Genomic DNA, 24,309 nt, shown 5'->3' with positions numbered 1-24,309 from the left:
GCGTAGCTGCACGCTGCCATCGTGGAAGGAGGTCGTTGCCCATTAGGAGAAGTGAGTGGATAGCGATGAGATCACTGATGAGGTAATCGACTTCAGCCAGGTTCGGCTGGAACTCAAACTGGATATCGGGCCTCGATACGGGGAGCCCTCTGACTATCTCGTTCACTACGAGGGCGCCGTTTTTTCAGGTGAAAGCCTTGATCAACCGGTCGGAAGAATGTCTGTTTACATCGCAGAGTTGGCAAAGTCTTATTACGACGGCGAAGATCCTTGGGAAGTGCTTGATAGTTTAAACGCGGGAGTGGCTCATTTTTGTGAGCTGATCTCACGGCGTACGCGGCGTTTCAAACCTACCGTTGCGCGTTGGATAGGTTCTGACATAGAGCGTCTGCTCATTATTGATCACTTGTGTATTGACGCTTCGTACAGAGGGCATGATCTGGGATTGAATGCGATAGATACTGTCTGTGCTCATCTTGCAGATGAGGCAGTCGTGGTTTTGTTAGCCTTTCCGACGCAGTGGAAGGGGCGTGTCGATGAGAATCCCAAGGCGTTCCTTGCGGATCAAATGAAGCTACAGAGCTATTATGCGCGCAGCTTATTTGAACCCATATTGAGCGCAGGCTTGATGCTCAGGCATTGGCTTCGCAATATCTGTTAGGGATGTTCATCGCTTGTTCGGTCATGCGGTGGCTCGGTTGGCGGATATTCGTAGGGAGAGGACAGCACTTCGCTGAGTCGATCACCCAACAAGTTCCAAGCGCGTTTTTTTTCCTCGGCATAATCATGATGCAGGTAGTGGCGTCTTACCCGTGAGCCAGCCAGTACGTGGTTTTGGCAGCGATCGATAATGTCCAGGCTGACACCTAAACCCTGCATCATGGTCGCGCCTGTGCGACGCAGGTCATGAGGCGTCCAGTCACCGTTCTGGCCGTCGGCAAGTACCAGCGTATCGTCATGGCGACGTCGTGAGAGCGCTTTGCGATTTTTGAATCGGGCCTGGCGGTCACCCACTTGCTTGCTCACCACTTTCACGTCCACATGCCCATCCCTCTGCTTGTTCGGAAAGCACCATTGGCTATGTCCAGTCAAAGTTTTCAGATTCTGAAAGAAGTGCAGGGCAAAGGGTGAGAGGAAAACATGATGGTCTTGTTTTTTGCGCCGGCTGCCTTTGACGTTAGAGCTTGGAATGAACCACGTATGGTTCTCCAGATCGACACTCTGCCATTCGGCCTGAAGCAATTCACCGATTCTGCATAACGTTCCCAAGCAGATCCAAAGCGCAAGTTGAGACTCAGGTTTCAGAGGGCGAATTCCATCGTACTTCTCGCCGACAGGTAGAGCCGCATAATCGCAGGTCATTTTTTGAAAGCGTTGGTGCAGCTCTTGAAGTTCGGTGGCTGAGAGGGTTCGCGTACGTTCTTCCTGGTAGTCACTGGGTATAAGCTTATCGATTTCGACCAAGTCTGCTGGATTTCCGTCGACTAGCAGTGCTCGCCATGGCTTACGTTTCTGGGCCCACCCAAACATCTGGACGATATCCGAAAAAAGACTGATGGCCTGACGAGTAGCGCCGCGAGCCATGACGGAACGCACCAGGGCTCGCAGATCATGCTCAGTGATTGTACTGATGACTTTTGAGCCCGCGGCGGGGTAAAGATCTTTCGCGAACTTTCTCCGTAGCTCGGCATTACCATCCTTTCGTGCCACACCATCGCGAAGCCATTCACCTGCTAGGTCTAGCAGCGTTAACTCCATTGATTTCTGGTGATCGGCTTCTGCGAGGTTTGCCGCCAGCTCCGCTTTTAGTTTGACCTTCTCTGCGCGCTTGTTCTCATTTGGATTGATCCCTTTGCCTACTAGGTCTCGCGCTTCGTTGCGCTCTTTGCGGATGTCGGTTAACGACTTGTTTGGCCAGGTGCCGCACGAAAAGCGGGTGTAAATCCCTTCCCAGCGAAACTGGAAGTAAAAGGGGATGGCGATGCCTTTTTTGCGGAGTGCTACCCTGCCGGCAAGACTGCCTTCATCGCGTATGATGATTCCGACATCCTGCTCCGTCAGTGCTTCCAATTCCTTGGCAGTGAGCTTGGCCATAATCAACCTCCTGATAGGTTTACTCCCACATTTACTCCCACCGATTCGTCAGCTAAGGGTAGATCAGGATAGAGGTCGTTGGAAACGTGAGTGGCTGAAAGCCTATATATCATTGGGCTTTATGATTCTATAGAGGAGCAAGGCGAGTCAAGGATGAATAGTGATCAACTGAATGGGGTGCTAGGGGTCGAGTGTTCGAATCACTCCGTCCCGACCATATAATTTGAAAAGGCCGCGAGATTTATCTCGCGGCCTTTTTATTTGCCTGCATTTTACCCCCCACAAAACAGCCGGCTCTTCCCTAGGCCAACGCGTCGCGCCTGGCAAAGATGTCTGCCATTTGCGCCGCGTTCTCGGTTCCCCATGTGCACAGCGGGATGATCGCATCCGCCAGGCTAAGGCCAAGCGGGGTCAGCGTGTAGTCCACGCGCGGGGGCACTTCCTTGTAGTCGGTCCGTGCAAGCACCTGATCGGCTTCCAGGTCCTTCAACTGCTGGATCAGTACCTTGTCGCTGACGCCAGGGATCAAACGCTTGAGCTCGCCATAGCGTTTCGGGCCTCCGCGCAGGAAAAACAGGACCAGCGGTTTCCACTTGCCCGAGATGATGCGCAGCGTGGCGTTGAGCCCGCAGCCGGTGTCGCAGATTTCAGATGTTGTCGTCATTTTTGATACTTACCAAAAGGTGCATACTTGTCCTTAGGTTAGCAGCGCTGCATCCTCGTCTCAAGCAAGCAATTTCCTGCTTGGGTACAACGCCAACGAAGGATGCACGTCATGACCAGACTGAATGGAAAGACCGCCGTGATCACCGGCGGCGCTACGGGCATCGGCCTCGCCGCAGCAAAACGCTTCATCGACGAGGGTGCCTTTGTCTTCATCTTTGGCCGCCGCCAGGAAGCGCTCGATGCCGCCGTGGCCGAGCTGGGGCCTAATGCCCGCGCGGTGAAGGGCTCGGTCTCCGATCAGGCCGACCTCGACCGACTCTACGCGGCAGTGAAGGCCGAGCGCGGAACCCTCGACATCGTCTTCGCCAATGCCGGGGCGGGTAGCCCGCTTGCGCTCGGCAAGCTCACCGCCGGGCACATTGACGAAACCTTCGAGACCAACGTGAAGGGCCTGATCTTCACGGTCCAGAAGGCGCTGCCGCTGATGGGGCAGGGCGGTTCGATCATCCTGACCGGATCCAGCGCCGGCACCACGGGCGCCCCGGCATTCAGCGTCTACAGCGCAAGCAAGGCGGCCGTGCGCAACCTCGCGCGCACGTGGGCGGAAGATCTGAAGGGCACGGGTATCCGGGTCAATGTGTTGTCGCCCGGGCCGACTGCGACCGAACTCGCGAAGGCAGCGCTGGGCGAAGAAGGCATGAAGGTCTTCGCCTCGATGAATCCGCTCCAGCGCATGGCCGATCCGGCGGAAATCGGAGCGGCAGCCGCGTTTCTTGCGTCCCGGGACAGCAGCTTCATGACTGCCAGTGAGCTCGCCGTCGACGGCGGCCTGGCGCAAATCTGACCAAAGGAGATTTTTATGAGTTACGCCATTATCGGCTTCGGCAAACTCGGCCAGGCGCTTGTCAAGGCATTTGCCCGCAAAGGCATCGAAGTATCCGTTGCAACCACGCGCGATCCGAAAAGTTTTGCAGCCGAAGCGGCCGCGATCGGCCCCGGGGTTATTCCAAAAACACTGGCGCAAGCCCTCGAGGCGGATACCGTCTTTTTGGCTGTTCGTTTTGAGTCTCACCCGGATGTCGCAAAGACACTGCCGACCTGGAAGGGCAAGACCCTCATCGATGTGACCAATGCCTACGGCGTGCCCACTCAGGAACTGGGAGGACAGCCTTCCTCCAGGGTCGTCGCGCAGGCCTTCACGGGTGCGAGACTGGTCAAGGGCTTCAACCATCTGGCCGCTGCCGTTCTAGACCAGGACCCGGCCGTACAGGGTGGCAGGAGAGTCGTGTTCCTGGCGAGTGACGATGACGGCGCCGCAGCGGAGATTGGTGCGCTCGCGGAAAATCTAGGTTTTTCGCCGATCAAGCTTGGCGGGCTTTCGGACGGCGGGCTGCTTGTGCAGGCGCGCGGAAACAGCTGGGGTCAGTTGATCTTCAAGGACTTGGTCAAGTTCGATTGAGGGATCAGTGATCGCACATTTTGATGCGAGACGACCTCAGGTCCTCGCCGATAGACAGGGCGGCATCAGCCGCCTTGTTCATCCCCCGCTCTCAGGAAAGATGCACCCGCCATTGCGGACCAGCGCCTTCACTTCCTCGCTCACCTGCATCGGGTCTTGACTTAATCGAGCAAAAAACTCCTCGCTGCGCCGCACGTACGACTTCGAGTCATGCTTCGCGCTCCAGAGCACGATGTTGATCACAATGGGAATGAGGTCCAGGCCCTTCTCGGTCAACGTGTAAAAGTCCTTGCGCCTGTCGTCGGGGCTGGGGGCCTTGGAGAGAACCCCTTGCTCCTCCAGAAAGGCCAATCGGGAAGCCAGCACATTGGTCGCGATTCCCTCTTCCGATTTCAGGAAATCGCCATACGTTTTCTTTCCCACAAAAACGATGTCGCGAATGATCAAGAGCGACCACCGGTCGCCAAAAATCTCCACGCCGTAGTTCACCGCGCAATGGGACCGAAAGTCTTCTTTGAGAGTTTTTTTCATGGCCGCATCTTAGCATCACTTGCGTGGCGCAAGTAAGATTCGCCAGATCACTTGCTTTTTACAAGTGATGCGGCCAGCATGATTCCTACGTTGAGTCCCCAACACCTTTCGCGCACCCCATCACTCACGAGGAACACGCACATGCATGTTTTTGTTACCGGCGGCACCGGCCATTCCGGTCCATACGTCATCTCCGATCTTATCGCTGCCGGCCATGAGGTCACGGCCCTCGCTCGGTCCGACACGGCCGCGGCGCAGGCTGCTGCGCTCGGCGCCAAGGTGCGTCGCGGCAATCTCGAGGATCTCGACGGGCTGAAGGAAGCGGCCGCAGCCTCGGACGGCGTCATTCACCTCGCGCATCGGCAGGATCTGATTCCAACCGGCGGGATTAACGCCGTTGCGGCCGCCGAGCTTGAGATCATGCTCGCCTATGGCGAAGCATTGGCCGGGAGCGCAAAGCCGTTGGTCGTGTCTGGTAGCGTCGGCTCGCCCGGGTGGGAGGGCTTGGGCCGGCCAGCCACCGAGGAGGATCCGCCCCTTCCTGGCGGCGATCCGTACAAGAACACCCTGCGGGTTCGCAACATCGTGGAAACCACGGTGATCGGTCTCGCCGAAAAGGGCATACGGTCTTCTATCGTGCGGATCCCGGAGATCATGCACAGCTCCACCGATAACGCCGGCTTTCTTGCGTTGTTGATCGGGCTGGCCAAGGAAAAGGGCGTCGTCGGCTACCCCGGAGACGGTGCCAACCGTTGGGGGACCGTGCATGCCCGCGACCTCGCCACCGTATTTCGCCTGGCGCTGGAAAAAGGCGCAGCGGGCAGAAGCTGGCATGCAATCGCCGAGGTCGCTATCCCATACCGTCAAATCGCCGAAGCCATCGCCAGCCGCTTGAATCTGCCGGCCGTGCCTATCCCCGCGGACGTGCTGATGCTGCCCGGATACTTCGGGTTCCTTGCGAATCTGGTCACGCTGGACACCCCGACATCGAATGCCATCACGCGCCGGCTGCTTGGCTGGGAACCGACCCAGCCCGGACTCTTCGCCGACCTGGATAACGGTCATTACTTCCCGGCCGGCTGATGGGATGAGGGCACATGCTGGAAAACTACCCGATTTCAAACGGAGACTGCACATGAGCACTATCAGCATCATCGGTTCGGGAGGCATGGCCACAGCGGTCGGCGGCCGCATCGCCAAGGCCGGACACACCGTCGAGGTGGTCAGCCGCGATCCCGGCAAGGCCCAGGCGCTTGCCGACAAGCTCGCATCCGGAGCGATCACCGGGACTTACGGCGCCACTCCGGCGGGCGACATCGTCATTCTCGCCGTACCGTACACCCATGCGCTCGCGGTACTGGCCGACTTCGGGAAAGCGCTCGACGGTAAGGTGATCATCGACATCACCAACCCGGTCGCTCCCGATCTCTCGGGTCTCGTTACTTCCCAGGGCAGCTCCGGCGCGCAGGAGATCGCCAAGGTCGCCCCGGCCACCGCGCATGTCGTCAAGGCGTTCAATACGCTCTTCGGCCACGTACTTGCCAAGGGTGAACGCCTCGATGCGTTCATCGCGGCGGACGATGTGGACGCCAAGGCGCGCGTCTCGACCTTCCTCGAGAGTCTCGGGCTGCGTCCGTTGGATGTCGGCGGCCTGCAGATGGCCCAGTCGCTCGAGTGGCTTGGCCTGATGATGATCGGCCTGGCCAAAAACGGCGCCGGCACCTGGGACATCGCCATGAATGTCGATATCGGCTGAGTTCTTTTTCGGTGATGGGCTCGGCGGCTGGGGCTACGACTAACCCCAGCCGCCGATGCTTGATCATTTCCGACCTAGTACCTCATTTCCACCGCCACATAAGCCCCAATCCCATCCCCCGGATACAACGACGCCGTATCCTGGCCCTTCGCGTCATACAACGGCTGCACTGCCGTCACGTACTTCTGGTTGGTCAGGTTCTTCACGTCCAGCGACACCTTCCAGTCCTTGCTCGGCGTCTCATACCCCACGTTCGCCCCGAAGATGGTGTAGGAGGGCGCATAGAAACTGTTCGCATAATCCACCGCCGTACGCGACGCCGATTGCACATTCACCCCGGTATAGAAGCCCGCCGGGTGCTGATACTGCAGCTCGCCCTGGTAGATATGCTTCGGAATCCCCGGCAACTGGTTGTCGCCGAAGGTCGGGTCGTGCCGGTAGTAGAAGTCGTTGTAGGTGTACACCTGGCGCAGGGTGACCTTTTCACCCGAGGTGTTCTCCCACAGGCGCGTATTCAAGCCGGCCTCGATGCCTTGGTGGATCGTCGGTGTGGCGTTGAAGGCACCGGTGATCGCCGCGGCAGTGGAGGTGGCCGGGATGATCTGCACGTTGAGCAATTCATCTTTCACCCACGAACGGTAGAGCGCCAGGCTGCCGTCGAAGATGCCCGACGAACCCTTGATGCCGATTTCCACGGTGTTGGCTTTTTGCTCCACCAGCGGCCGTACGTACGGCGTGGTCGGCCCGGAGCCGGAGTATTCCCACGACGCCGGTGGATCGACCGAGCGGCTGACGTTGGCAAACACTTGCAGTTGCGGGGTGAACTCATAACGCACGCCCAGCCGCGGTGCCAGGCTCCAGTTGTCGTAGGTCACGTCGCTCGGGTAAGTGGTGGTGTTGGCCACCAGCGCTTCCTTGACGTCGGCATGGCGGCGTACGTTGATCGCTGACACGCCACTGGTCAGCCACAGGCCGTCCACCAGTTCCAGGTCGTTGCCCACGGAGAACACGTGATCGAACGAGGAGCTGTAGTCGACGAACTTGCGCGTCTGTTTGTTGGCGAAGGTGGAGTCGACCTGGCCCTTGAGGTGTTCGGTGGAGGTGAAGGCCAGGCTGGAGCGGCTTTCGTGGCCGAACAGGGTGTCGCGGCGGTCGTAGTTGATCACCGCGCTCAGGTCATGCCAGTCCCAGTAGCTGGGGTTGCTCGGGCTGTTCGGGCTGTTGTTGTGGGCGTACTGGTAGTAGACGAAACCCACCGACAGGGTGGCGTCGTCGTCGAAGGTGTAGGTGGTCTTGCTGCCGGCCCATACGCTACCCGGGCGACGGCTGCCGGCGCCGCTGCTTTCGGCGGTGTCACTGGCGCGGTCGGAGTGGTGCTTGACCGCATCCAGGGTGGTGGCGCTCGGGTCGTTGTGGAACTCGTCGCGGTAACGCAGCATCACTCGGGTTTCGAGTTGCGGGCTGAAGCGGTAGCCAAAGTTGGCCACCACGCCCTGGCTTTTCGACAGGCTGTAGTCGCGGTAACCGTCGCTGCGGTAGTTGTCGGCATTCAGGTAGTAATCGAACGCACCTTCCACGCCACCGACGCTCAGGCTTTGTTTGTTGTAGCCGTAGCTTCCGGTTTCCGCCCGCACTCGCAGGCCGGGCGCGGTGTAGCCGGTCTGGTTGACGAAGTTGATGGCGCCGCCAAGGCTCAGCGCGCCGTACTGGAAGGCGTTGGCACCGCGCAGGATTTCGGTGTAGTTCACCCCCGAGCCGTTGAGGAATTCGTAGGGTGTACCGCCCGGCCCGGTGATCGGCAGGCCGTCGAACAGGAACTTGATGCCCTCACGGAAGTACCCCGGCGAGGTGTTGGCGCCCGATCCGCGGATGGAGATCTTGGCGGCGTCGTTGCCGCCGGTGGACTGCACGAACACGCCCGGCTGATAGGCGAGGGTGTCCTGCAAAGTGGCGGTCCGTCCCTTGGCCACTTGTTCGCTGTCGACCACGCTGGTACCGCCTGGCACTTCGGACAACTGACTTTTTGCCGCCTCAACGGGCGTGATTTTTTGTGCCTCTACCGTCACTGTTTTCAGCCGCGTCCCGGTGGCGGGCGTGACTTCGTCATCGGCTTGTACGCTGGCGGAAAATGCCAGGGCCGAGCCCAGTCCCAACATGGCCAGCCAAGTTGCCTGCCGCACGGCAAGTGTCAACTTTTGCAACTCTCCCCGAAAGATTGGATCCATTAAGCGTGTTCCTTGTGAATAGATAAATGAGCCCCAGCTTTCTATTCGAATAGTCATGCCTGTTTCGCTCTGAGCAGTTTCTGTGCCAACGCTATTTATCAAGGAATACGGTGGTTTAGTGGGGGTGAAGTGTTCTACCGGACACTTTGTTTTGAATCGATGTTTAATTCTCAACAGTCAACTTTTTTAACCGGTTTACTGTAACTGTCGCGAACGCAACAGTTGATAAGCAGTGTGTAAGGCAACCAACAACCCAGTGTGATATTGCGGGTATAAACATATAAGTATTTGGTAGCGAAAAGCCCTGTTTGTAAGGGGTATGCGCTTGTTTGTTGGTCAAAAAGGCATTTCTTGAAGACTGGCATGCTCACTGCATTACACCGTGTAGTTGCAAACTTTCAGAGTTCCTCAAAGGAAGCGTCATTGACAACCATCCTGAAACTTTCGGCGGTTCTTTCACTGTCCCTGGCGATCAATGCCTGTTCGCCGGCTGCGGCACCGAAACATGAAACGTCTGCGGCTGATGGCACGGTCACCAACGGTGTAGTGACTTATTCGGCGACGGACTTTCATGAGTCGTCACCGGGGCGTAGCGGTGGAACTTTGCGAGTCTCAGCCGCCTCCGACGCCGGCAGTTTCGATGTTCATGCACTGTCTAACGGCAATATCCAGTGGATGGGCCGGATTCTCTTCGATTGCCTGGTGTACCAGGACGAGCAGGGCAATATCAGCCCCTGGCTGGCCCGCTCCTGGGACATCTCCGACGACGGCAAGACCTACACCTTTCACCTGCGCGATGACGTGACCTTCAGCGACGGCGAGAAATTCAACGCCCAGGCGCTGCAAACCAACCTGGAGCACATGCGCGATCCGGCAACCAAGTCCCCGTTGGCAGCGGCCTATATCGCGCCGTATCTGGATGGCAAGGTCATCGACGACTACACCTTCGAAGCCCATTTGCGCGAACCCTATACGCCTTTCCTCGACGTCCTGGCGCAGTCCTGGCTGAGCATGATCTCCCCCAGGCAGATCCGCGAGGCGCCGAAGACCATCGCCGAACATCCCATCGGCAGCGGTCCGTTTACGTTGCAGAGCTACACCCGTGACCAGGGCGCAGTGTTCATCAAGCGCCCCGGCTACAACTGGGCGCCGCCGGTGACCCGTCACAAGGGTGAGGCATACCTGGACCGTATCGAGTTGAGCTACGTCCCCGAAGCCATGATTCGTTTCACTGCACTTGAGTCCGGCCAGTCGGATTTCGCCCTCGACGCCCCAGCCCAGAACGCCGCCGCCATCCGCGCCAACCCCAACCTGGTGATGCGCAGTCGGATTCGCAAGGGCAACCCCAGCCGCGGCATCGTGTTCAACGTTGAGCAGGCACCCTTCGACGACGTGCGAGTACGTCGCGCCGTGGCCAAAGCCGTCGACCGCGAAGGTCTGGCGTGGATTTCCGGCTTCGGCGAATACATCGCCAAAGCCGATTTCCTGGCGGCGAATACCCGGTTTTATCAACCCAACAAAGAGGCCCTGGCCTACGACGTCAAGGCGGCCAATACCTTGCTCGACGACGCCGGCTGGACAGGGCGCGACGCCCAGGGCTATCGGACCAAGGCCGGGCAGCGCCTGAAGGCGACCTTGTTGGCCTACAGCAGCCCGGCCTTTCCCGGCGGCGTTTCGGTGGCCATCCAGGCCGACCTGAAAAAAGTCGGCTTTGAGATGACCGTCGAGATGCTGCCGCTGACCCGGGTGATCGAGCGGCGCTATGCCGGGAAGTTCCAGGCGATGGCGGACGGTTACTGGCACACCAACACACCCGACGGCATGTTCGTGCTTTATCACAGCGAGTCCATCAGCACCGATAAAAGGATTGGCCAGAACGTTGGGCGCTTCCGTGATGCGCAGTTGGATCGAGTGCTCAGCGCCGCTCGCCAATCCCGCGATCCGGTTGAGTTGCAGGCGCTCTACGGCGAAGCACAAAAGCGCCTGACTGAAACCGTGCCGTCGGTGCCTTCGGTGGAAGCCCAGGTACTCACCGCCTATGGCCGACAAGTCCAGGGCGTGATTTTCGATACCTCCCACAACGTACCGTTCTTCACCAGCATCTGGCTGGACCGGGGGCAACCATGAGCCTGTTCAAATCCATCGCCTGGCGCCTGCTGGCGGGCATCGGCGTGCTGTGGGGCGCGGCGACGCTGACCTTTCTGGCCGTCAACTTCAGCGGCGGTGACACCGCGCTGGCGATCCTCGGTGGCCCGGATGCGATGCCCACCCCGGAGCTGTTGGCGCGGGTGCGGGCCGAGTACGGCCTGGACCAACCGCTGATCGTGCAATACGGCAATTATCTGCTGCGTCTGGCTCACGGCGACCTGGGCGAGTCCTACCGCCTGCGCATCCCGGTGCAGCAGGCGATTGCCGAGCAGATCGGCGCAACCATTCAATTGTCCCTTAGCGCCGCGCTGCTGGCGGTGGTGTTGGCGCTGGTGTGCGCGATCCTCACTGCCAACCGTTCGCGCTGGGTTCGCTCGGTTGCTTCAGGCAGCGAGCTGGTGCTGTCGTCGGCGCCTTCGTTCGTGATCGGCATGCTGCTGTTGCTGGTGTTTTCGTTTCATTGGCACTGGTTGCCGCCGTCCGGTTCGGTGGGCTGGCGCTCGTTGATCCTGCCCTCCGTTGCGCTGGCCTTGCCGGTGGCGGCGGTGCTGACCCAGCTGCTGCGCCAGTCTCTGGAAGACACCCTCGAACAACCCTTTATCGCCATGGCCCGTGCACGCGGCATGTCCGAAACCGCCGTGCGCCTGCGTCACGCCTTGCGCCACGCGCTGGTGCCATTGGTAACGCTGGCCGGGTTCGTGTTCGCCAGCCTGCTGGGCGGCGCGGTGGTGGTGGAATTGCTGTTTGCACGCCAGGGCATCGGGCGCTTGATGCTCGACGCCACCAGCAACAAAGACGTGCCGATGGTGTTGGGCGTGACCTTGCTCGCCGCCACGGTGTACGTGCTGGTGAACCTGGCTGTCGATTTGATCAACCGCTGGATCGACCCCCGGGCCAATCAAGCGTGAGTGCCTTTGAAGAAGGAAAAACCATGAGTGCTTCGATCCCCGCTGAAGTGAGTTATGCCGACTTGCACCAGCGTTTCGCCGACGTATTTGCACGGATAGCCGACACCGCCGTCGCCCGCGAGCAGCAGCGCGAGCTGGCCCACGATGCGGTGGCATGGCTGCGGGAAGCCGGCTTTGGTGCCCTGCGCGTGCCGCAGGCCCAGGGCGGCCTGGGTGCCAGCCTGCCGCAGTTGTTTCGCCTGTTGATTGAACTGGGGGAGGCGGATTCAAACCTGCCGCAGATCGTGCGTGCGCATTTCGGTTTCGTTGAAGGCCGGCTGTCCAGCCGCGACAGCGAGTCCCAGGATTACTGGTTCGCCAAAGTCGTCGACGGCGAACTGTGGGGCGCCGCCATGGCCGAGCGCACCGACACCACCCGCAACTCGGTGACCCTCAGCGCAGTCGACTCCGGCTGGCAGCTGGACGGTGAGAAGTACTACTGCACCGGCACGCTGTACGCCAACTGGATTGCCGCCGTGGCCCTGGATGGCGAGGACTTTGTCAGCCTTGCGGTGCGTACCGATGCGCCGGGTGTGACTGTCGAGGACGACTGGGACGGCTTCGGCCAGCGCCTCACCGGCAGCGGCACCACCCGCTTCAAGGCGGTCGACGTACCGGCCCGGCACATCGTGCGGCGCTTCAAGAAAGACGAGCTGCGTGCCGAGTCCTACCTGAGTGCCTTCTACCAACTGTTCCACCTGGCGACCCTGGCCGGCATCGCCAACGCGGTGCTGCGCGACGCCACCGAATTCGTCAAAGGCCGCACCCGTGCGTTTGGCGTGCCGGGGCAATCGAGTCCCAAGGATGACCCGCTGGTGCAGCGGGTGATCGGTCGCCTGTCGAGCCTGGCTTACGCGGCCCGCACTCAGGTGCTGGCCGTTGCCGAGGTGCTGCAGCAAGTGCACGACGCGGAGCAGGGCGGCTACGCCAGCGAACAGCATTACACCGAGGCCGAGATCCGCGCCTTTCAAGCCCAGCAGATTGTGCTGGAACAAGTGCTGGAAGCCACCACGCTGCTGTTCGAAGTCGGCGGCGCCTCTGCCACCAGCGAGTCGCGCCGTTTCGACCGCCACTGGCGCAACGCCCGCACCCTGGCCTCCCACAACCCGGCGATTTTTCGCGAGCGGGCGCTGGGCAATTACTACCTCAACGACGTCACCCCCAACGCCGCGTGGCGCAGCCTGCAAGCCGCCGACGCCGAGCAGCAGGCCGCCCGCGACGAAGCGAGTGCGGTATGAGCCTCCAACCCTTGAATAAAAAAGGATCACCCATGCGTTACCGCCAACTGGGCAACAGCGATATCCAAGTCAGCGTGCTGGGCCTGGGCACCATGACCTGGGGCCACCAGAACACCGAAACCGATGCCCATCAGCAGATTGATCTGGCGCTGGCCGAAGGCATCAACTTCATCGACACCGCCGAGATGTACCCCACGCCCACCAAGGCCGAAACCTGGCGCACCACCGAGCGCTATATCGGCAGTTGGCTGGCGGCCAGTGGTCGACGTGACGAGGTGATCCTGGCGAGCAAAATTGCCGGCCCGGCCCGTGACCCCAGCAGCCAGCAGCACATCCGCGACGGCCTCAGCCACCACGACCGGCGCAACATCGTCGAAGCCCTGGACGGCAGCCTCAAACGCCTGAACACCGACTACCTCGACCTCTACCAACTGCACTGGCCCGACCGCACCACCAACATCTTCGGCCAGCGCGAATACCCGTATCAGGCAGACAACCAGAGCGTGGCTATCGAGGAAACCCTGGCGGTGCTGGCCGATCAGGTCAAGGCCGGCAAGGTGCGGCACATCGGCGTCTCCAACGAAACCCCGTGGGGCGTCGCCGAGTTTCTCAAGCAAAGCGAACGCCTTGGCCTGCCGCGCATTGCCAGCGTGCAAAACCCCTACAGCTTGCTTAACCGCCTGTACGAGGGCGGGCTCTCGGAGTTCAGCCACCGCGAAGGCGTCGGCCTGCTGGCGTACTCGCCGCTGGCCTTCGGTGCGCTCACCGGCAAGTACCTGGGCGGGGCACGCCCCGAGGGCTCGCGATTGTCGGCGGTGTACCGCACCTTCAACCGTTATGACAGCGCCTCGGCCCAGGAAGCCATCACCGGCTACGTGGAAATTGCCCGGCAACACGGTCTGACCCCGGCCCAGTTGGCTCTCGCATTCATCATCGACAAACCCTTCGTCACCAGCGCGCTCACCGGGCAAACCAGCCTGGCGCAATTGCGCGACAACCTCGGCGCGCTGGACGTGAGCCTCAGCGACGAGATCAAGGCGCAGATCCAGGCCATCCACCAGCGCATTCCCAACCCCGCGCCCTAGTACCAGGAGCCTGGCATGACGCAAAGCATTGAAACGTTGAGCGGCAATCACCCGTTGCGTCTTGCCGGGTTTACCCAACTGCGGCCCGGGCTGTTGCTCGCCGGAGTATTTGTCGGGCTGTTGCTGCTGGCCGCTGTTTTTCCACAGTGGCTGGCCCCGTATGACCCGCTGGATGCCTCGGCGCGCCTGGCGTTCCAGGCACCGAGCAACGTGCATTGGCTGGGCACCGATGAGAATGGGCGTGACGTGCTCAGCCGCTTGATTTACGGCGTGCGCTCGTCGCTGTTCATGGGCCTGGCCGCCACCGCGCTGGGGCTGGCCTGGGGCACCTTGCTCGGGCTGATCGCCGGCCTCGGCCCGCGCTGGCTGGACGGCGCCTTGATGCGCGGGATCGACGTGCTGCTGTCGTTTCCCGACCTGTTGCTGGCGCTGGTGATCATCACGTTTTTCGGCCAGGGCACCGCCAACCTGATCCTTGCCGTGGGCATCGCCGGCGTGCCGCGGTATGCGCGGCTGGTGCGGGCGCAAACCCTCACGGTGCGCAACGCCGGCTACGTCGAATCCGCCGTCACCCTCGGCCAATCGCAGCTGGCGGTGGTGCTGCGGCACATCCTGCCAAATGCGTTCAAACCGGTGCTGATCCTCGCCACCATCGGCATCGGCGGTGCGATCACCGCCGGTGCCGCCTTGAGTTTTCTTGGCTTCGGCGCACCGCCGCCCGCGCCGGAGTGGGGCGGCATGCTGGCCATCGGGCGCAGCTTCCTGGCCAATGCGCCGTGGCTGGTGGCCTGGCCCGCCCTGATCATCACCCTGACCGTTGTTTCCATCAGTGCCATCGGCCGCGAACTGTTGCGCCGCAGCGAAGGAAAGCCCCTATGACGATGAATATCCATACCCTCGGCCCACTGGTCGACATCCGCGACTTGACCGTACGTTTCGGTCAGGCCGAACCGGTATTGCACGGTGTCAGCCTGCAGTTGCATCGCGGCGAATGCCTGGCGCTGGTGGGGGAGTCGGGCTCCGGCAAAAGCGTCACCGCCCGCACCCTGGCCGGCCTCACCGGCAAGGACGCCCACGTGCAGGCCGCCAAGCTGGCTTTCCAGGGCATCGACCTGCGCCAGCTCAACGAGCGGGCCTGGCAACAGCTGCGCGGCGCCAGCATCGGCTTTGTGATGCAGGATGCCCTCGGCGCGCTGGACCCGCTGCGCCGCGTGGGTGCCGAGATTGAAGAACCGTTGCACCTGCACACCGCATTGGGCCTGGAAGCGCGCCGCCTGCGGGTGCTGGAGCTGTTGCGGGATGTCGGCGTGCCGGAACCCGAACTGCGCGCCAGCCAATACCCCTGGCAGCTCTCCGGCGGTTTGCGCCAGCGTGCACTGATCGCCTCGGCCATTGCCTGCAACCCACGGCTGATCATTGCCGATGAACCCACTACCGCACTGGACGCCACGGTGCAGGCTCAGGTCATCGCGTTGCTGGAAAGCCTGCGCGGCGAACACAACGCACTGCTGATGGTCAGCCACGACCTGTCGGTGGTCTCGCGCCTGGCCGACCGCGTGGCCGTGATGCGCCACGGGGTGATCGTGGAGGAGGGCAGCACCGAACAGGTCCTGCAAGACCCGCGTCATCCGTATACGCAACTGCTGCTGCGGGCCGCCAAGGCCGTGCACTTCCAGCCCACCCGCCGACTGCTCACGGCGGTTGAACCCGAGCCTGCGCCCCAGGGCGAAGTACTGCTGGAAGCGCGCGAGCTGTCCAAGACCTTTGTCGGCCCCGACGGCAAAACCCGCACGGTGCTGAACCAGGTGTCGTTGCAACTGCGTCGTGGCGAGACGCTGGGGGTGGTGGGCGAATCGGGCTGCGGCAAGACCACCTTGACCCGCCTGATACTCGGCCTGGAAACCGCCGATGCCGGCGAGGTATGGATCAAGGGCCAGCGCTGGTCCGACCTCGACGCCAAGCAAAAACGCGAAGCCCGGCGTGCAGTGCAAGTGGTGTTCCAGGACCCGCTCAGCTCCTTCGACCCGCGCTACACCGTGCAACGTGTGCTGTTCGAAGCGCTGGTGGTGGCCGGTGTACCGCGGCATGCCCGGCGCGACCGCGCCCTGGAACTGCTGGACCTGGTGCGCCTCGATGCCAGCGCCTTGTCGCGCCGGCCCATCGAACTCTCCGGCGGCCAGCGCCAGCGCATCGCGATTGCCCGGGCCCTGGCTTGCGAGCCGCAGATCCTGATCTGCGATGAGCCGGTGTCGGCGCTGGACGTGTCGGTACAGGCACAGATTCTGGAGCTGCTCGACGACCTCAAGCGCCGCCTCGGCCTGGCCTGCCTGTTCATCTCCCACGACCTTGGCGTGATCAACCACGTCAGCGAGCGCGTGCTGGTGATGAAGGCCGGCGAAGTGGTGGAGTCCGGCTCGGTACGCGCCGTGTTCGACCGCCCGGCCCACGCCTATACCCGCGCGCTGATCGACGCGATTCCGACCCTTGAAACCGACTACACGCCAGTCCCGTTCTACCTGAACGTAGCGATCTGACGTCCTGGAAAAAGCATCTACGAAGGAGTGCTCCTGGTGCCCAAGCAACTGCACGTGAATTTGTTTGAGATGAACTGCGTCAGCCACATCGTCCATGGTTTGTGGGTACACCCGGACAACAACCGGCACCGCTTCAACGACCTGGACTACTGGACCGAGCTTGCGCAATTGCTGGAATACGGCACCTTCGACGGGGTGTTCCTGGCTGACGTGATCGGCACTTACGACCGCTTTCGCGACGGCCCCGAAACGTCCTTGCGTGAAGGCATGCAGATCCCCAGCAACGATCCGTTGCTGGTGATTCCGGCGATGGCCGGGGTGACCAAAAACCTTGGTTTCGGCGCGACCTTTTCCACCACGTACGAACCGCCGTTTGCCTTTGCGCGGCGCATGAGCACCCTTGATCACCTGACCAAGGGCCGCGTGGGCTGGAACATCGTCACCTCGTACCTGCCGAATGCGGCGCGCAATTTCGGGCACGACACCGAGGTGGTTCACGATCACCGCTACGAGATCGCCGACGAGTACCTCGACGTGTTGTACAAACTTTGGGAGGGCTCGTGGGACGACGATGCGGTGATCGTCGACCGCGAGCGGCGGATCTATACCGATCCGGACAAGGTGCGCTACATCAACCACGTGGGTGAGCACTTCAAGGTTGCCGGGCCGCACCTGTGCCAGCCTTCGCGGCAGCGTACGCCGGTGCTGTTCCAGGCCACCGGGTCGCCTGCCGGCATCGAGTTTGCGGGGCGGCATGCTGAAGTGGTGTTCACCGGTGGAAGTGATGCGCCGGAGGTGCGTGCGAATATCCAGGCCATGCGGCAGAAGGCGGTGGAGCATGATCGCGATCCGGCGGGGGTGAAGTTTATCGTCATGGCCGGGGTGATCGTCGGGCGGACCGATGAGGAGGTCAGTGCCAAGCTCGACAGTTATCGCAAGCTGGTGAGTGTCGAGGCGTCGCTGGCTCATGGGCAGTCTGCGATCGATTTGACGGCGTATCCGCGCGATACGTTGATCAGTGATCTGGTGAGTCTGCAGGTCAAGGGGTGGGAGAGTTTGAGTCGGTACAAAGCGGACTCCACCGTTGGGGCGGTATTGGCGCAGCTTGGTGGTTTTAATCGCGAGCGGTTTTTTGTGGCGGGTACGCCGACGGTGGTGGCGGACGCCATTGAGAAATGGCTGGATGAGGATGGGATCGACGGGATTAACCTGCGGCAGTATTTGTCGTTTGAGACGGCGCGGGATTTTATCGAATTGGTGGTGCCGGAGTTGCGTCGTCGGGGGCGGTTTCGTGAGCGGTACAACGAGGGGGAGACGCTGCGGGAGCGGTTGTTCGGGGCTGGGCGGGCGCGGTTGCCGCATGATCATTTTGGCGCGCGTTATCGGGATCCGGCGGCGTTGCTTCAGCCTGCTTTGCCGTTGCGGTTTTGAGAGTACATATCCGTTATTTAGGTAACGGCTACTTATGGTTTCGCTCTTACAGCGAGTCACTTTGCAAAAGCGGCAAAGTAACCAAAACGCTCTGCCCCGCCTGTCGGCGCCTCGCCTAGGCTCGGCGTTCCCTCACTCCGGGCTTGCTCCGCGGGCCGCCGCGACGGGGCGTCCCTGCCCCGTCGCGGCTAAACCGGCGTCCTGCCGGTTTACCCGCTCCTCAATCCCTGCGTTCGGCCTCGGGCTGAATGGGGCAGTCAGATCAAAAGCAAGATCAAGATCAACAGCACGGCGGCCTGAAAGCCGACCTGAGTGTTAAAAGCAAGATCCAGAGCGAAAGCAGAGCTGCTTTTCTGTGGGAGCTGGCTTGCCTGCGATGGCATCAACTGGGTGTACCTGATGCACCAAGGTGTCTGCATCGCAGGCAAGCCAGCTCCCACATGTTTGACCGTGCCCGCTCTGGCTTTTGATGTTGATCTTGCCTTTGCTTCACCACACTCAAGCCGGCCTGTAGGCCGCTGTGTTCTTGATCTGCTTTTGATCTTGATCTTAGGCGCCCCGTTAAACCACGCTGGCCGAACGCAGGTAGTACGGAGCGGGTAAACCGGCAGGACGCCGGTTTAGCCGCGACGGGGCAGGGACGCCCCGTCGCGGCGGCCCGCTTCGTGCTACCGGAGAGAGGGCACACCGAGCCCAAGCGAGGTGCCGAGTGGTGGGGCAAGAGCGTTTTGCTTACTTTTGCGCTTTTCAAAAGTGAGCCGCTGTAAGAGCGGAACCAATATCAGCCGTTACCTAAATAACGGATATGTACTCCCACCAAGGCCGAGCTGTTGCCTGACCAACACTTCCCACACACATTGTCGTTTTCCGCAATCCCCCAGCCCCCCAATCCCCCCTGTTTACAGGCCAAAAAACCCGGCATGCCTTGTGCAATGACCCAATCCCCGGACTTCAGGCCTCACCAATCATGCAAGAACCCGCCCCTTACCCGCGACGATCCAGCCCGCTGTTCCTTATCGGCACCGCCACACTCTGCGGCCTGCTCCTGGGCTGCGGCCAAAGCGGCCCCACCGCCACACGCAGTGACCAACCGGTAAAGGGCGGCACCCTGGTCTACGCCACCGACCGCGAACCCACCTGCCTCGACCCCCACGTGGCCGGCGACATGCCCCAGGTATTCGTCGCCCAGCAGTACCTGGACTCCCTGGTCTCAATGGACACCGACGGCCGCATCGGCCCCTGGCTCGCCAAAACCTGGGAAGTGTCCCCGGACGGCCTGACCTACACCTTCCACCTGCGCAACGACGTGCACTTCACCGACGGCACCCCGTTCAACGCCGCCGCCGTCAAGGCCAACCTCGACCACATGGCCAACCCCAAGACCCAGTCCAGCACCGCCGGCGGCTACATCCGCCAATACCGCAGCACCGACGTGCTCGACGAATACACCGCAGTGGTGCACCTGGCCACGCCTTACGCGGCGTTCCTGGAAGTGTTGGCCCAAGGCTTCCTCGGCATCGAATCCCCCACGGCACTGCTGCGCTCCCGCGACGTGAACTGCGAAAGCCCGGTGGGCAGTGGCCCGTTCAAGGTCGTGCGCTGGGACCGCCAAAGCCAGGTCGAACTGGTGCGCAACCCCGACTACAACTGGGCCCCGCCCACCGCCAAACACCAGGGCCCGGCGTGGCTCGACCGGATCGTCTGGAAGTTCATCCAGGAACCTTCCGTGCGCTTCGCTTCGTTGCAGGCCGGCGAGGTCGACGTGATCGAAGCGTTGCCGCCCGAATCCCACGAGGCCGCGCGGCGTAACCCGGACCTGACCCTGGTGATCGCCCAGCGCCCCGGCAACCCCACAAACGGCACGCTGAATATCACCCGTGCGCCGTTCGATGACCTGCGGGTGCGCGAAGCCTTCGTGCGCAGTTCCGACATCGAGGGCGCGCTGAAGAGTGTGTACTTCAACGAATTCCCCCGCGCCGGCGGCCCGTTGAGCCCGGCCACGCGCTTCTACAGCCCGGAGTTCCAGCACGCCCAGGATTACGACCCGGCCCGGGCCGCGCAGTTGCTCGACCAGGCCGGCTGGACCCAACGCGACAGCGAGGGCTACCGCACCAAGGATGGCAAGCGCCTGCAAGTCCACGTGGTGATGGGCAACCGCACGCCACCCTCGGAATACACCCTGTGGGAGCAGGTACAAGCCACCACCCGGCAGGCCGGCTTCGATCTGATCGTCGACCAGATGAGTGACGTGCAGGCCACCCAGCGCCAGGCCGACTGGGACTACGACATTCGCCTCGGCTACTGGAACACCAACACCGCCGACGTGCTGCGGATCATTTTCGGCAGTGAATTCATCCGCCCGGCGGGCGTCGGTGGCTACCACCAGAACACCGCCGGGTTCAGTGACCCGGCCTTCGACACGTTGATCCAGCAGGCCCTCACCACCCAGGACAGCGAGCAGCGACGGGCCCTGTATTACCAGGCGCAGAAAATCGCTTCCAGCCAGTACCTGCAACTGACCACCTACCCGCAAAGCACGCGGCTGGGTATCTACAAGACCACCCAGGGCGTGCGGCTGGAGCCGTCGCTGGCGGTGACCTATCTCTATGACGCATGGGTGAACAAATGAGCAGTCCATCACTTGCCAACCCACGGCGCGAGCGCCTGGCCCGGCTCGGCAAACGTGCGCTGTGGCGCCTTGCCGGCGGAGTGCTGGTGCTCTGGGCGGTGGCCACGCTGACCTTCTTTGCCCTGCGCCTGATGCCCGGTGATCCGGTGTTGGCGATCCTCGGGGGGCCGAGCGGCAACCCCAGCCCGGAAACCATCGCCGAAGCCACTCGCGAATATGGCCTGGACAAGCCCCTCGCGGTGCAATATGCGCTTTACCTCGGGCGGTTGGTGCAGGGTGATTTAGGGGTTTCCTATTCCCAGCACCTGCCGGTGACGCGCGTCCTCGCCGAACAATCCTGGCCGACCCTGGAACTGACCCTGACCTCTCTCGCCCTGGCCTGGGTTCTGGTGCTGGCGCTGACGGTACTGACGGCCGGGCGCCGCCGCTGGGTAGCCAGCCTGGCCTCGCTCGCCGAAACCCTGGCCGCCGCGCTGCCGCATTTCTGGCTGGGGATTCTGCTGCTGGCGGTGTTCGCCTTCGGCCTGCGGCTGTTCCCGCCGGCCGGCAGCGATGGCTGGCGCACCCTGGTGTTGCCGTCGTTCGCCCTGGCGATTCCGCTGGCGGGGTTTATCGCCCAGGTCACCCGTGAATCCCTGGATTTGACCCTCGACCAACCCTTTATCCTGACCGCCCGCACCCGTGGCCTGAGTGACTTCAACGTGCGCTTCAAACACGCGCTGCGCCACGCCGTGTTGCCGGGGATTTCGCTGTCGGGCTGGGCCATCGGCGCGCTGATCAGTGGCGCGGTGGTGATTGAAGTGATCTTTTCCCGCAAGGGCCTTGGCCGTCAGCTGTACCAGGCGGTGCAGGCACAGGACCTGCCGCTGACCATCGGCATCAGCCTGGTGGTCGCTGCCGGTTACGTGCTCGCCAACATTCTGGTCGACCTCCTGTACCTGTGGGTCGATCCTCGCCAACAGGAGATTGCGGCATGAGCGGCCTGACCCTCGAAACACCGCTGCCCGCGCTGCGGACTCAGCGCACCACCCGCACGCTGCGGCCCGGCCCGCTGTTGGCGATTACCTTTCTGCTGCTGGTGATTGCCGCGGCGCTGGTGCCGCAGTTGTTCGCCTACAGCGACCCGCTGGCCATCGTGCCCCGCGAGGCGTTTCATCCGCCGAGCTGGGCCCACTGGTTCGGCACCGATCAGTCGGGGCGGGATATCTTTTCCCGGGTAATCTACGGCACCCGCCAGTCGCTGTTCATCGGGCTTGCTGCCACCGCGATTGCCATGAGCATCGCCATCGTGCTCGGCCTGCTGGGCGGGCTGGGCGGCGCCCGGGTAGACCGTGGCGTGGGCTGGTTGCTGGAAGTGCTGTTTGCGTTCCCGAGCCTGATCCTGGCGTTGCTGTTCGTGGCGATCTTCGGCAGCGGCATCGGCCCGCTGATCGTCGCCACCGGGCTGGGCAGTGCACCGGGTTACGCCCGCATGGTGCGGGGCCAGGTGCTGGCGGTGCGCAACGCAGGCTACATCGAAGCCGCCCGCGCGCTCGGGCATCCGCCGCTGCGGATCATCCTGCGCCAGTTGCTGCCCAACGCCATGCGCCCGTTGATCGTGACCCTGACCATGGGCGTGGGCCAGGCGATTGTCTGGGCCTCGGCCCTGAGCTTTCTCGGCCTGGGCGCCCGCCCGCCGGCGCCGGAGTGGGGGACCATGTTGTCCATGGGCCGCGACTTTATCGCCAACGCCTGGTGGCTGACGTTCTTCCCCGGCCTGTTCATCGTACTCACCACCTTGTCGACCACGGTCACTGGCCGTTACCTGCAACAACGCCTGGAGGGCCGTCTTTCATGAGCGACCAGAAACGCTTGATCGTTGAAGGGCTGTCCATCGAGTTTGCCGGGCAGTCGGTGGTGCGCAACCTGTCTTTCACCCTGGAGCCGGGCAAGACCCTGGCGCTGGTGGGTGAGTCCGGTTCGGGCAAGAGCGTCACCGCCCGCAGCCTGATCGGCCTTGCAGGTGCAGGCGCCAAGGTCACGGCGCGCACCTTGAGCTACGCCGGGGTGGATTTGCTCAGCCTGTCGGAGCGCGGCTGGCGCCGTTTGCGTGGCAACGGCATCGGCTTTGTGCTGCAGGACGCGCTGGTGTCCCTCGACCCGTTGCGGCCGGTGGGCAAGGAAATTCTCGAAGTGCTGGAGACCCACCGCTGGGGCGACCGCCGCAGCCGTGGCGAACGGGTGATCGAACTGCTGGACCTGGTGGGCGTGCCCGAGCCGCAACTGCGCGCCCGCCAGCGCCCCGATCAACTCTCCGGCGGCCTGCGCCAGCGTGCGCTGATCGCCAGTGCCCTGGCGTTGAACCCGGGCCTGGTGATTGCCGATGAACCGACCACTGCACTGGATGCCACGGTGCAGGCGCAGATCCTGCAGGTGTTGCAGCAGATCAAGGCACGTGGTGATTCGCTGCTGATCATCAGCCATGACCTGGCGGTGGTCGCGCAACTGGCGGATGAGGTACTCGTTTTGCGCCACGGTGAAGTGGTGGAGCAGGGCCCGATGGATCAGGTGCTGCTCAACCCGCGCCACGCCTACACGCGCTCGCTGCTGGATGCAGTGCCCGCCGAACATGCCCGTGGCACGCGCCTGTCGCCGGAGCGCAGCAACGCTGCGGCGCAACCACGGCCGGGGGCGGATTCGCCGGTGTTGCTCAAGGCCTCGGGCCTGGGCAAACGGTATGTCGGCCCCGATCAACAGTCACGCCAGGTGGTGGACGGCGTCAGCTTCGAGCTGCGCGCCGGCCGCACCCTGGGCATCGTCGGTGAATCCGGCTCGGGCAAAACCACCGTGGCGCGCATCGCCCTCGGCCTGCTGCAACCGGATGCCGGCGAGGTGCGTTTTCTTGATCAGCCGTGGGCAGCGGCAGGCGCCGAACGGGTCGAGGAGAAGCCCCGGCGTTTGCATCGCCGCGACATCAGCGTGATCTATCAGGACCCGCTGAGTTCGTTCGACCCGCGCTGGACGGTCGGGCAGATCCTCAGTGACGCGCTGGACGTTGCCGGTATCGACGCCGAGCAACAGGCGGCCCGCGTGACACAGTTGCTCGACCAGGTACGCCTGGCGCCGCAATTGGCCGAGCGCCGACCGTTGCAACTGTCGGGCGGCCAGCGCCAGCGCGTGGCGATAGCCCGGGCAATCGCCAGCAACCCCAAAGTGATTATCTGCGACGAGCCGGTGTCGGCGCTGGACGTGTCGGTGCAGGCCCAGGTGCTGGACCTGCTGGCCGACCTGCAAGCCTCGCTGGGCCTGGCCTACCTGTTTATCTCCCACGACCTCGGCGTGATTCGCCACGTCAGCGACGAGGTGCTTGTGATGCGCCACGGCCAGGTGGTGGAAAGCGCCAGCGTCGAGACGTTGTTTGAATCCCCTCAACATGAATACACCCGGCGCCTGTTGGGCGCAGTCCCGCGCCTGCCCGGCAGCGGTACGAAGCTGGTAGTGCCGGCCCTGGAGCCGGAACACCCCGGCTGGCTGTTTGATGAATCGCGCCTGTGGAAAATCGCCATCTAGACCTGAATCAAGGAAGT

20 protein-coding genes are annotated in these 24,309 nt (G+C 62.3%); 16 read left to right on the top strand and 4 right to left on the bottom strand.

The genetic code is table 11. From position 1 onward, the window contains the following. Window positions 1–55: 55 nt before the first annotated feature. Window positions 56–661, top strand: a complete 606-nt coding sequence (locus V3W39_RS00235) for a hypothetical protein (RefSeq protein ID WP_330211879.1) — start codon at window positions 56–58, stop codon at window positions 659–661. On the opposite strand, the gene V3W39_RS00230 is transcribed toward V3W39_RS00235, so the two are convergent. Both V3W39_RS00230 and V3W39_RS00225 read right to left on the bottom strand, forming a co-directional pair. Further along, entirely contained in the window at window positions 658–2,094 is a 1,437-nt protein-coding gene (locus V3W39_RS00230; protein WP_330211878.1) for a tyrosine-type recombinase/integrase, read from the bottom strand. The two genes, V3W39_RS00235 and V3W39_RS00230, sit on opposite strands and share 4 nt — an antisense overlap. 301 nt (window positions 2,095–2,395) lie before the next feature. Beyond that, window positions 2,396–2,758: a winged helix-turn-helix transcriptional regulator gene (locus tag V3W39_RS00225; protein WP_177043904.1), complete on the bottom strand. Its 363-nt coding sequence runs from the start codon at window positions 2,756–2,758 to the stop codon at window positions 2,396–2,398. A gap of 111 nt (window positions 2,759–2,869) precedes the next feature. On the opposite strand from V3W39_RS00225, the gene V3W39_RS00220 reads away from it, so the two are divergent. Then, window positions 2,870–3,604: an SDR family NAD(P)-dependent oxidoreductase gene (locus V3W39_RS00220; protein ID WP_330211877.1), complete on the top strand. Its 735-nt coding sequence runs from the start codon at window positions 2,870–2,872 to the stop codon at window positions 3,602–3,604. Between the two features lie 15 nt (window positions 3,605–3,619). Beyond that, on the top strand, window positions 3,620–4,219 hold the full coding sequence (locus V3W39_RS00215) for an NADPH-dependent F420 reductase (RefSeq protein ID WP_330211876.1): 600 nt from the start codon (window positions 3,620–3,622) through the stop codon (window positions 4,217–4,219). Window positions 4,220–4,297: 78 nt separating this feature from the next. Here V3W39_RS00215 and V3W39_RS00210 read toward each other — a convergent pair whose 3' ends face one another. Beyond that, window positions 4,298–4,750, bottom strand: a complete 453-nt coding sequence (locus V3W39_RS00210) for a winged helix-turn-helix transcriptional regulator (protein WP_177043901.1) — start codon at window positions 4,748–4,750, stop codon at window positions 4,298–4,300. A gap of 141 nt (window positions 4,751–4,891) precedes the next feature. On the opposite strand from V3W39_RS00210, the gene V3W39_RS00205 reads away from it, so the two are divergent. Both V3W39_RS00205 and V3W39_RS00200 read left to right on the top strand, forming a co-directional pair. Continuing rightward, entirely contained in the window at window positions 4,892–5,833 is a 942-nt protein-coding gene (locus V3W39_RS00205; protein WP_330211875.1) for an SDR family oxidoreductase, read from the top strand. A 52-nt stretch (window positions 5,834–5,885) separates the two neighbouring features. Beyond that, window positions 5,886–6,506 carry an NADPH-dependent F420 reductase gene (locus tag V3W39_RS00200; protein WP_330211874.1) on the top strand — a complete coding sequence of 207 codons (621 nt, stop codon included), beginning with the start codon at window positions 5,886–5,888 and terminating at the stop codon, window positions 6,504–6,506. 74 nt (window positions 6,507–6,580) lie between these two features. On the opposite strand, the gene V3W39_RS00195 is transcribed toward V3W39_RS00200, so the two are convergent. Continuing rightward, window positions 6,581–8,731, bottom strand: a complete 2,151-nt coding sequence (locus V3W39_RS00195; RefSeq protein WP_330211873.1) for a TonB-dependent receptor family protein — start codon at window positions 8,729–8,731, stop codon at window positions 6,581–6,583. Window positions 8,732–9,154: 423 nt separating this feature from the next. Here V3W39_RS00195 and V3W39_RS00190 point away from each other — a divergent pair, with 423 nt between their 5' ends. The 11 genes from V3W39_RS00190 (at window position 9,155) to V3W39_RS00140 (ending at window position 24,292) form a co-directional block, all read left to right on the top strand. Further along, window positions 9,155–10,858 (top strand): ABC transporter substrate-binding protein, encoded by a 1,704-nt coding sequence (locus V3W39_RS00190; protein WP_330211872.1) that lies wholly within the window; start codon window positions 9,155–9,157, stop codon window positions 10,856–10,858. Beyond that, the gene (locus V3W39_RS00185) at window positions 10,855–11,787 is read left to right on the top strand and encodes an ABC transporter permease (protein ID WP_330211871.1); all 933 of its coding nucleotides are present in this window, start codon (window positions 10,855–10,857) and stop codon (window positions 11,785–11,787) included. Before V3W39_RS00190 ends, V3W39_RS00185 begins: the two co-directional genes overlap by 4 nt. Before the next feature lie 23 nt (window positions 11,788–11,810). After that, window positions 11,811–13,064, top strand: a complete 1,254-nt coding sequence (locus V3W39_RS00180; RefSeq protein WP_177078960.1) for an acyl-CoA dehydrogenase family protein — start codon at window positions 11,811–11,813, stop codon at window positions 13,062–13,064. A gap of 32 nt (window positions 13,065–13,096) precedes the next feature. Further along, window positions 13,097–14,149 carry an NADP(H)-dependent aldo-keto reductase gene (locus V3W39_RS00175; protein WP_330211870.1) on the top strand — a complete coding sequence of 351 codons (1,053 nt, stop codon included), beginning with the start codon at window positions 13,097–13,099 and terminating at the stop codon, window positions 14,147–14,149. Window positions 14,150–14,164: 15 nt separating this feature from the next. Next, entirely contained in the window at window positions 14,165–15,028 is an 864-nt protein-coding gene (locus V3W39_RS00170; protein WP_330211869.1) for an ABC transporter permease, read from the top strand. Further along, complete coding sequence (locus V3W39_RS00165) at window positions 15,025–16,683, top strand: ABC transporter ATP-binding protein (protein ID WP_330211868.1); 1,659 nt, start codon at window positions 15,025–15,027, stop codon at window positions 16,681–16,683. The genes V3W39_RS00170 and V3W39_RS00165 overlap by 4 nt, the downstream gene beginning before the upstream one ends. Window positions 16,684–16,719: 36 nt before the next feature. Then, window positions 16,720–18,114: an LLM class flavin-dependent oxidoreductase gene (locus V3W39_RS00160; protein WP_330211867.1), complete on the top strand. Its 1,395-nt coding sequence runs from the start codon at window positions 16,720–16,722 to the stop codon at window positions 18,112–18,114. 967 nt (window positions 18,115–19,081) lie between these two features. After that, window positions 19,082–20,743 (top strand): ABC transporter substrate-binding protein, encoded by a 1,662-nt coding sequence (locus V3W39_RS00155; RefSeq protein WP_256348211.1) that lies wholly within the window; start codon window positions 19,082–19,084, stop codon window positions 20,741–20,743. Beyond that, a complete protein-coding gene (locus V3W39_RS00150) occupies window positions 20,740–21,720 on the top strand; it encodes an ABC transporter permease (RefSeq protein WP_330211866.1) in 981 nt (326 codons plus the stop codon). Before V3W39_RS00155 ends, V3W39_RS00150 begins: the two co-directional genes overlap by 4 nt. Next, window positions 21,717–22,580, top strand: a complete 864-nt coding sequence (locus V3W39_RS00145) for an ABC transporter permease (RefSeq protein WP_177048665.1) — start codon at window positions 21,717–21,719, stop codon at window positions 22,578–22,580. Before V3W39_RS00150 ends, V3W39_RS00145 begins: the two co-directional genes overlap by 4 nt. Then, entirely contained in the window at window positions 22,577–24,292 is a 1,716-nt protein-coding gene (locus V3W39_RS00140; protein WP_330211865.1) for an ABC transporter ATP-binding protein, read from the top strand. The genes V3W39_RS00145 and V3W39_RS00140 overlap by 4 nt, the downstream gene beginning before the upstream one ends. Window positions 24,293–24,309: the final 17 nt, after the last annotated feature.

The sequence above is a fragment of the Pseudomonas sp. Z18(2022) genome (genome assembly GCF_036346535.1).
In the GTDB taxonomy this organism is placed as follows: Bacteria; Pseudomonadota; Gammaproteobacteria; order Pseudomonadales; family Pseudomonadaceae; genus Aquipseudomonas; species Aquipseudomonas yamanorum_A.
Note: the sequence above shows the minus strand (reverse complement) of the source record. Positions and strands in the feature narration are given on the sequence as shown.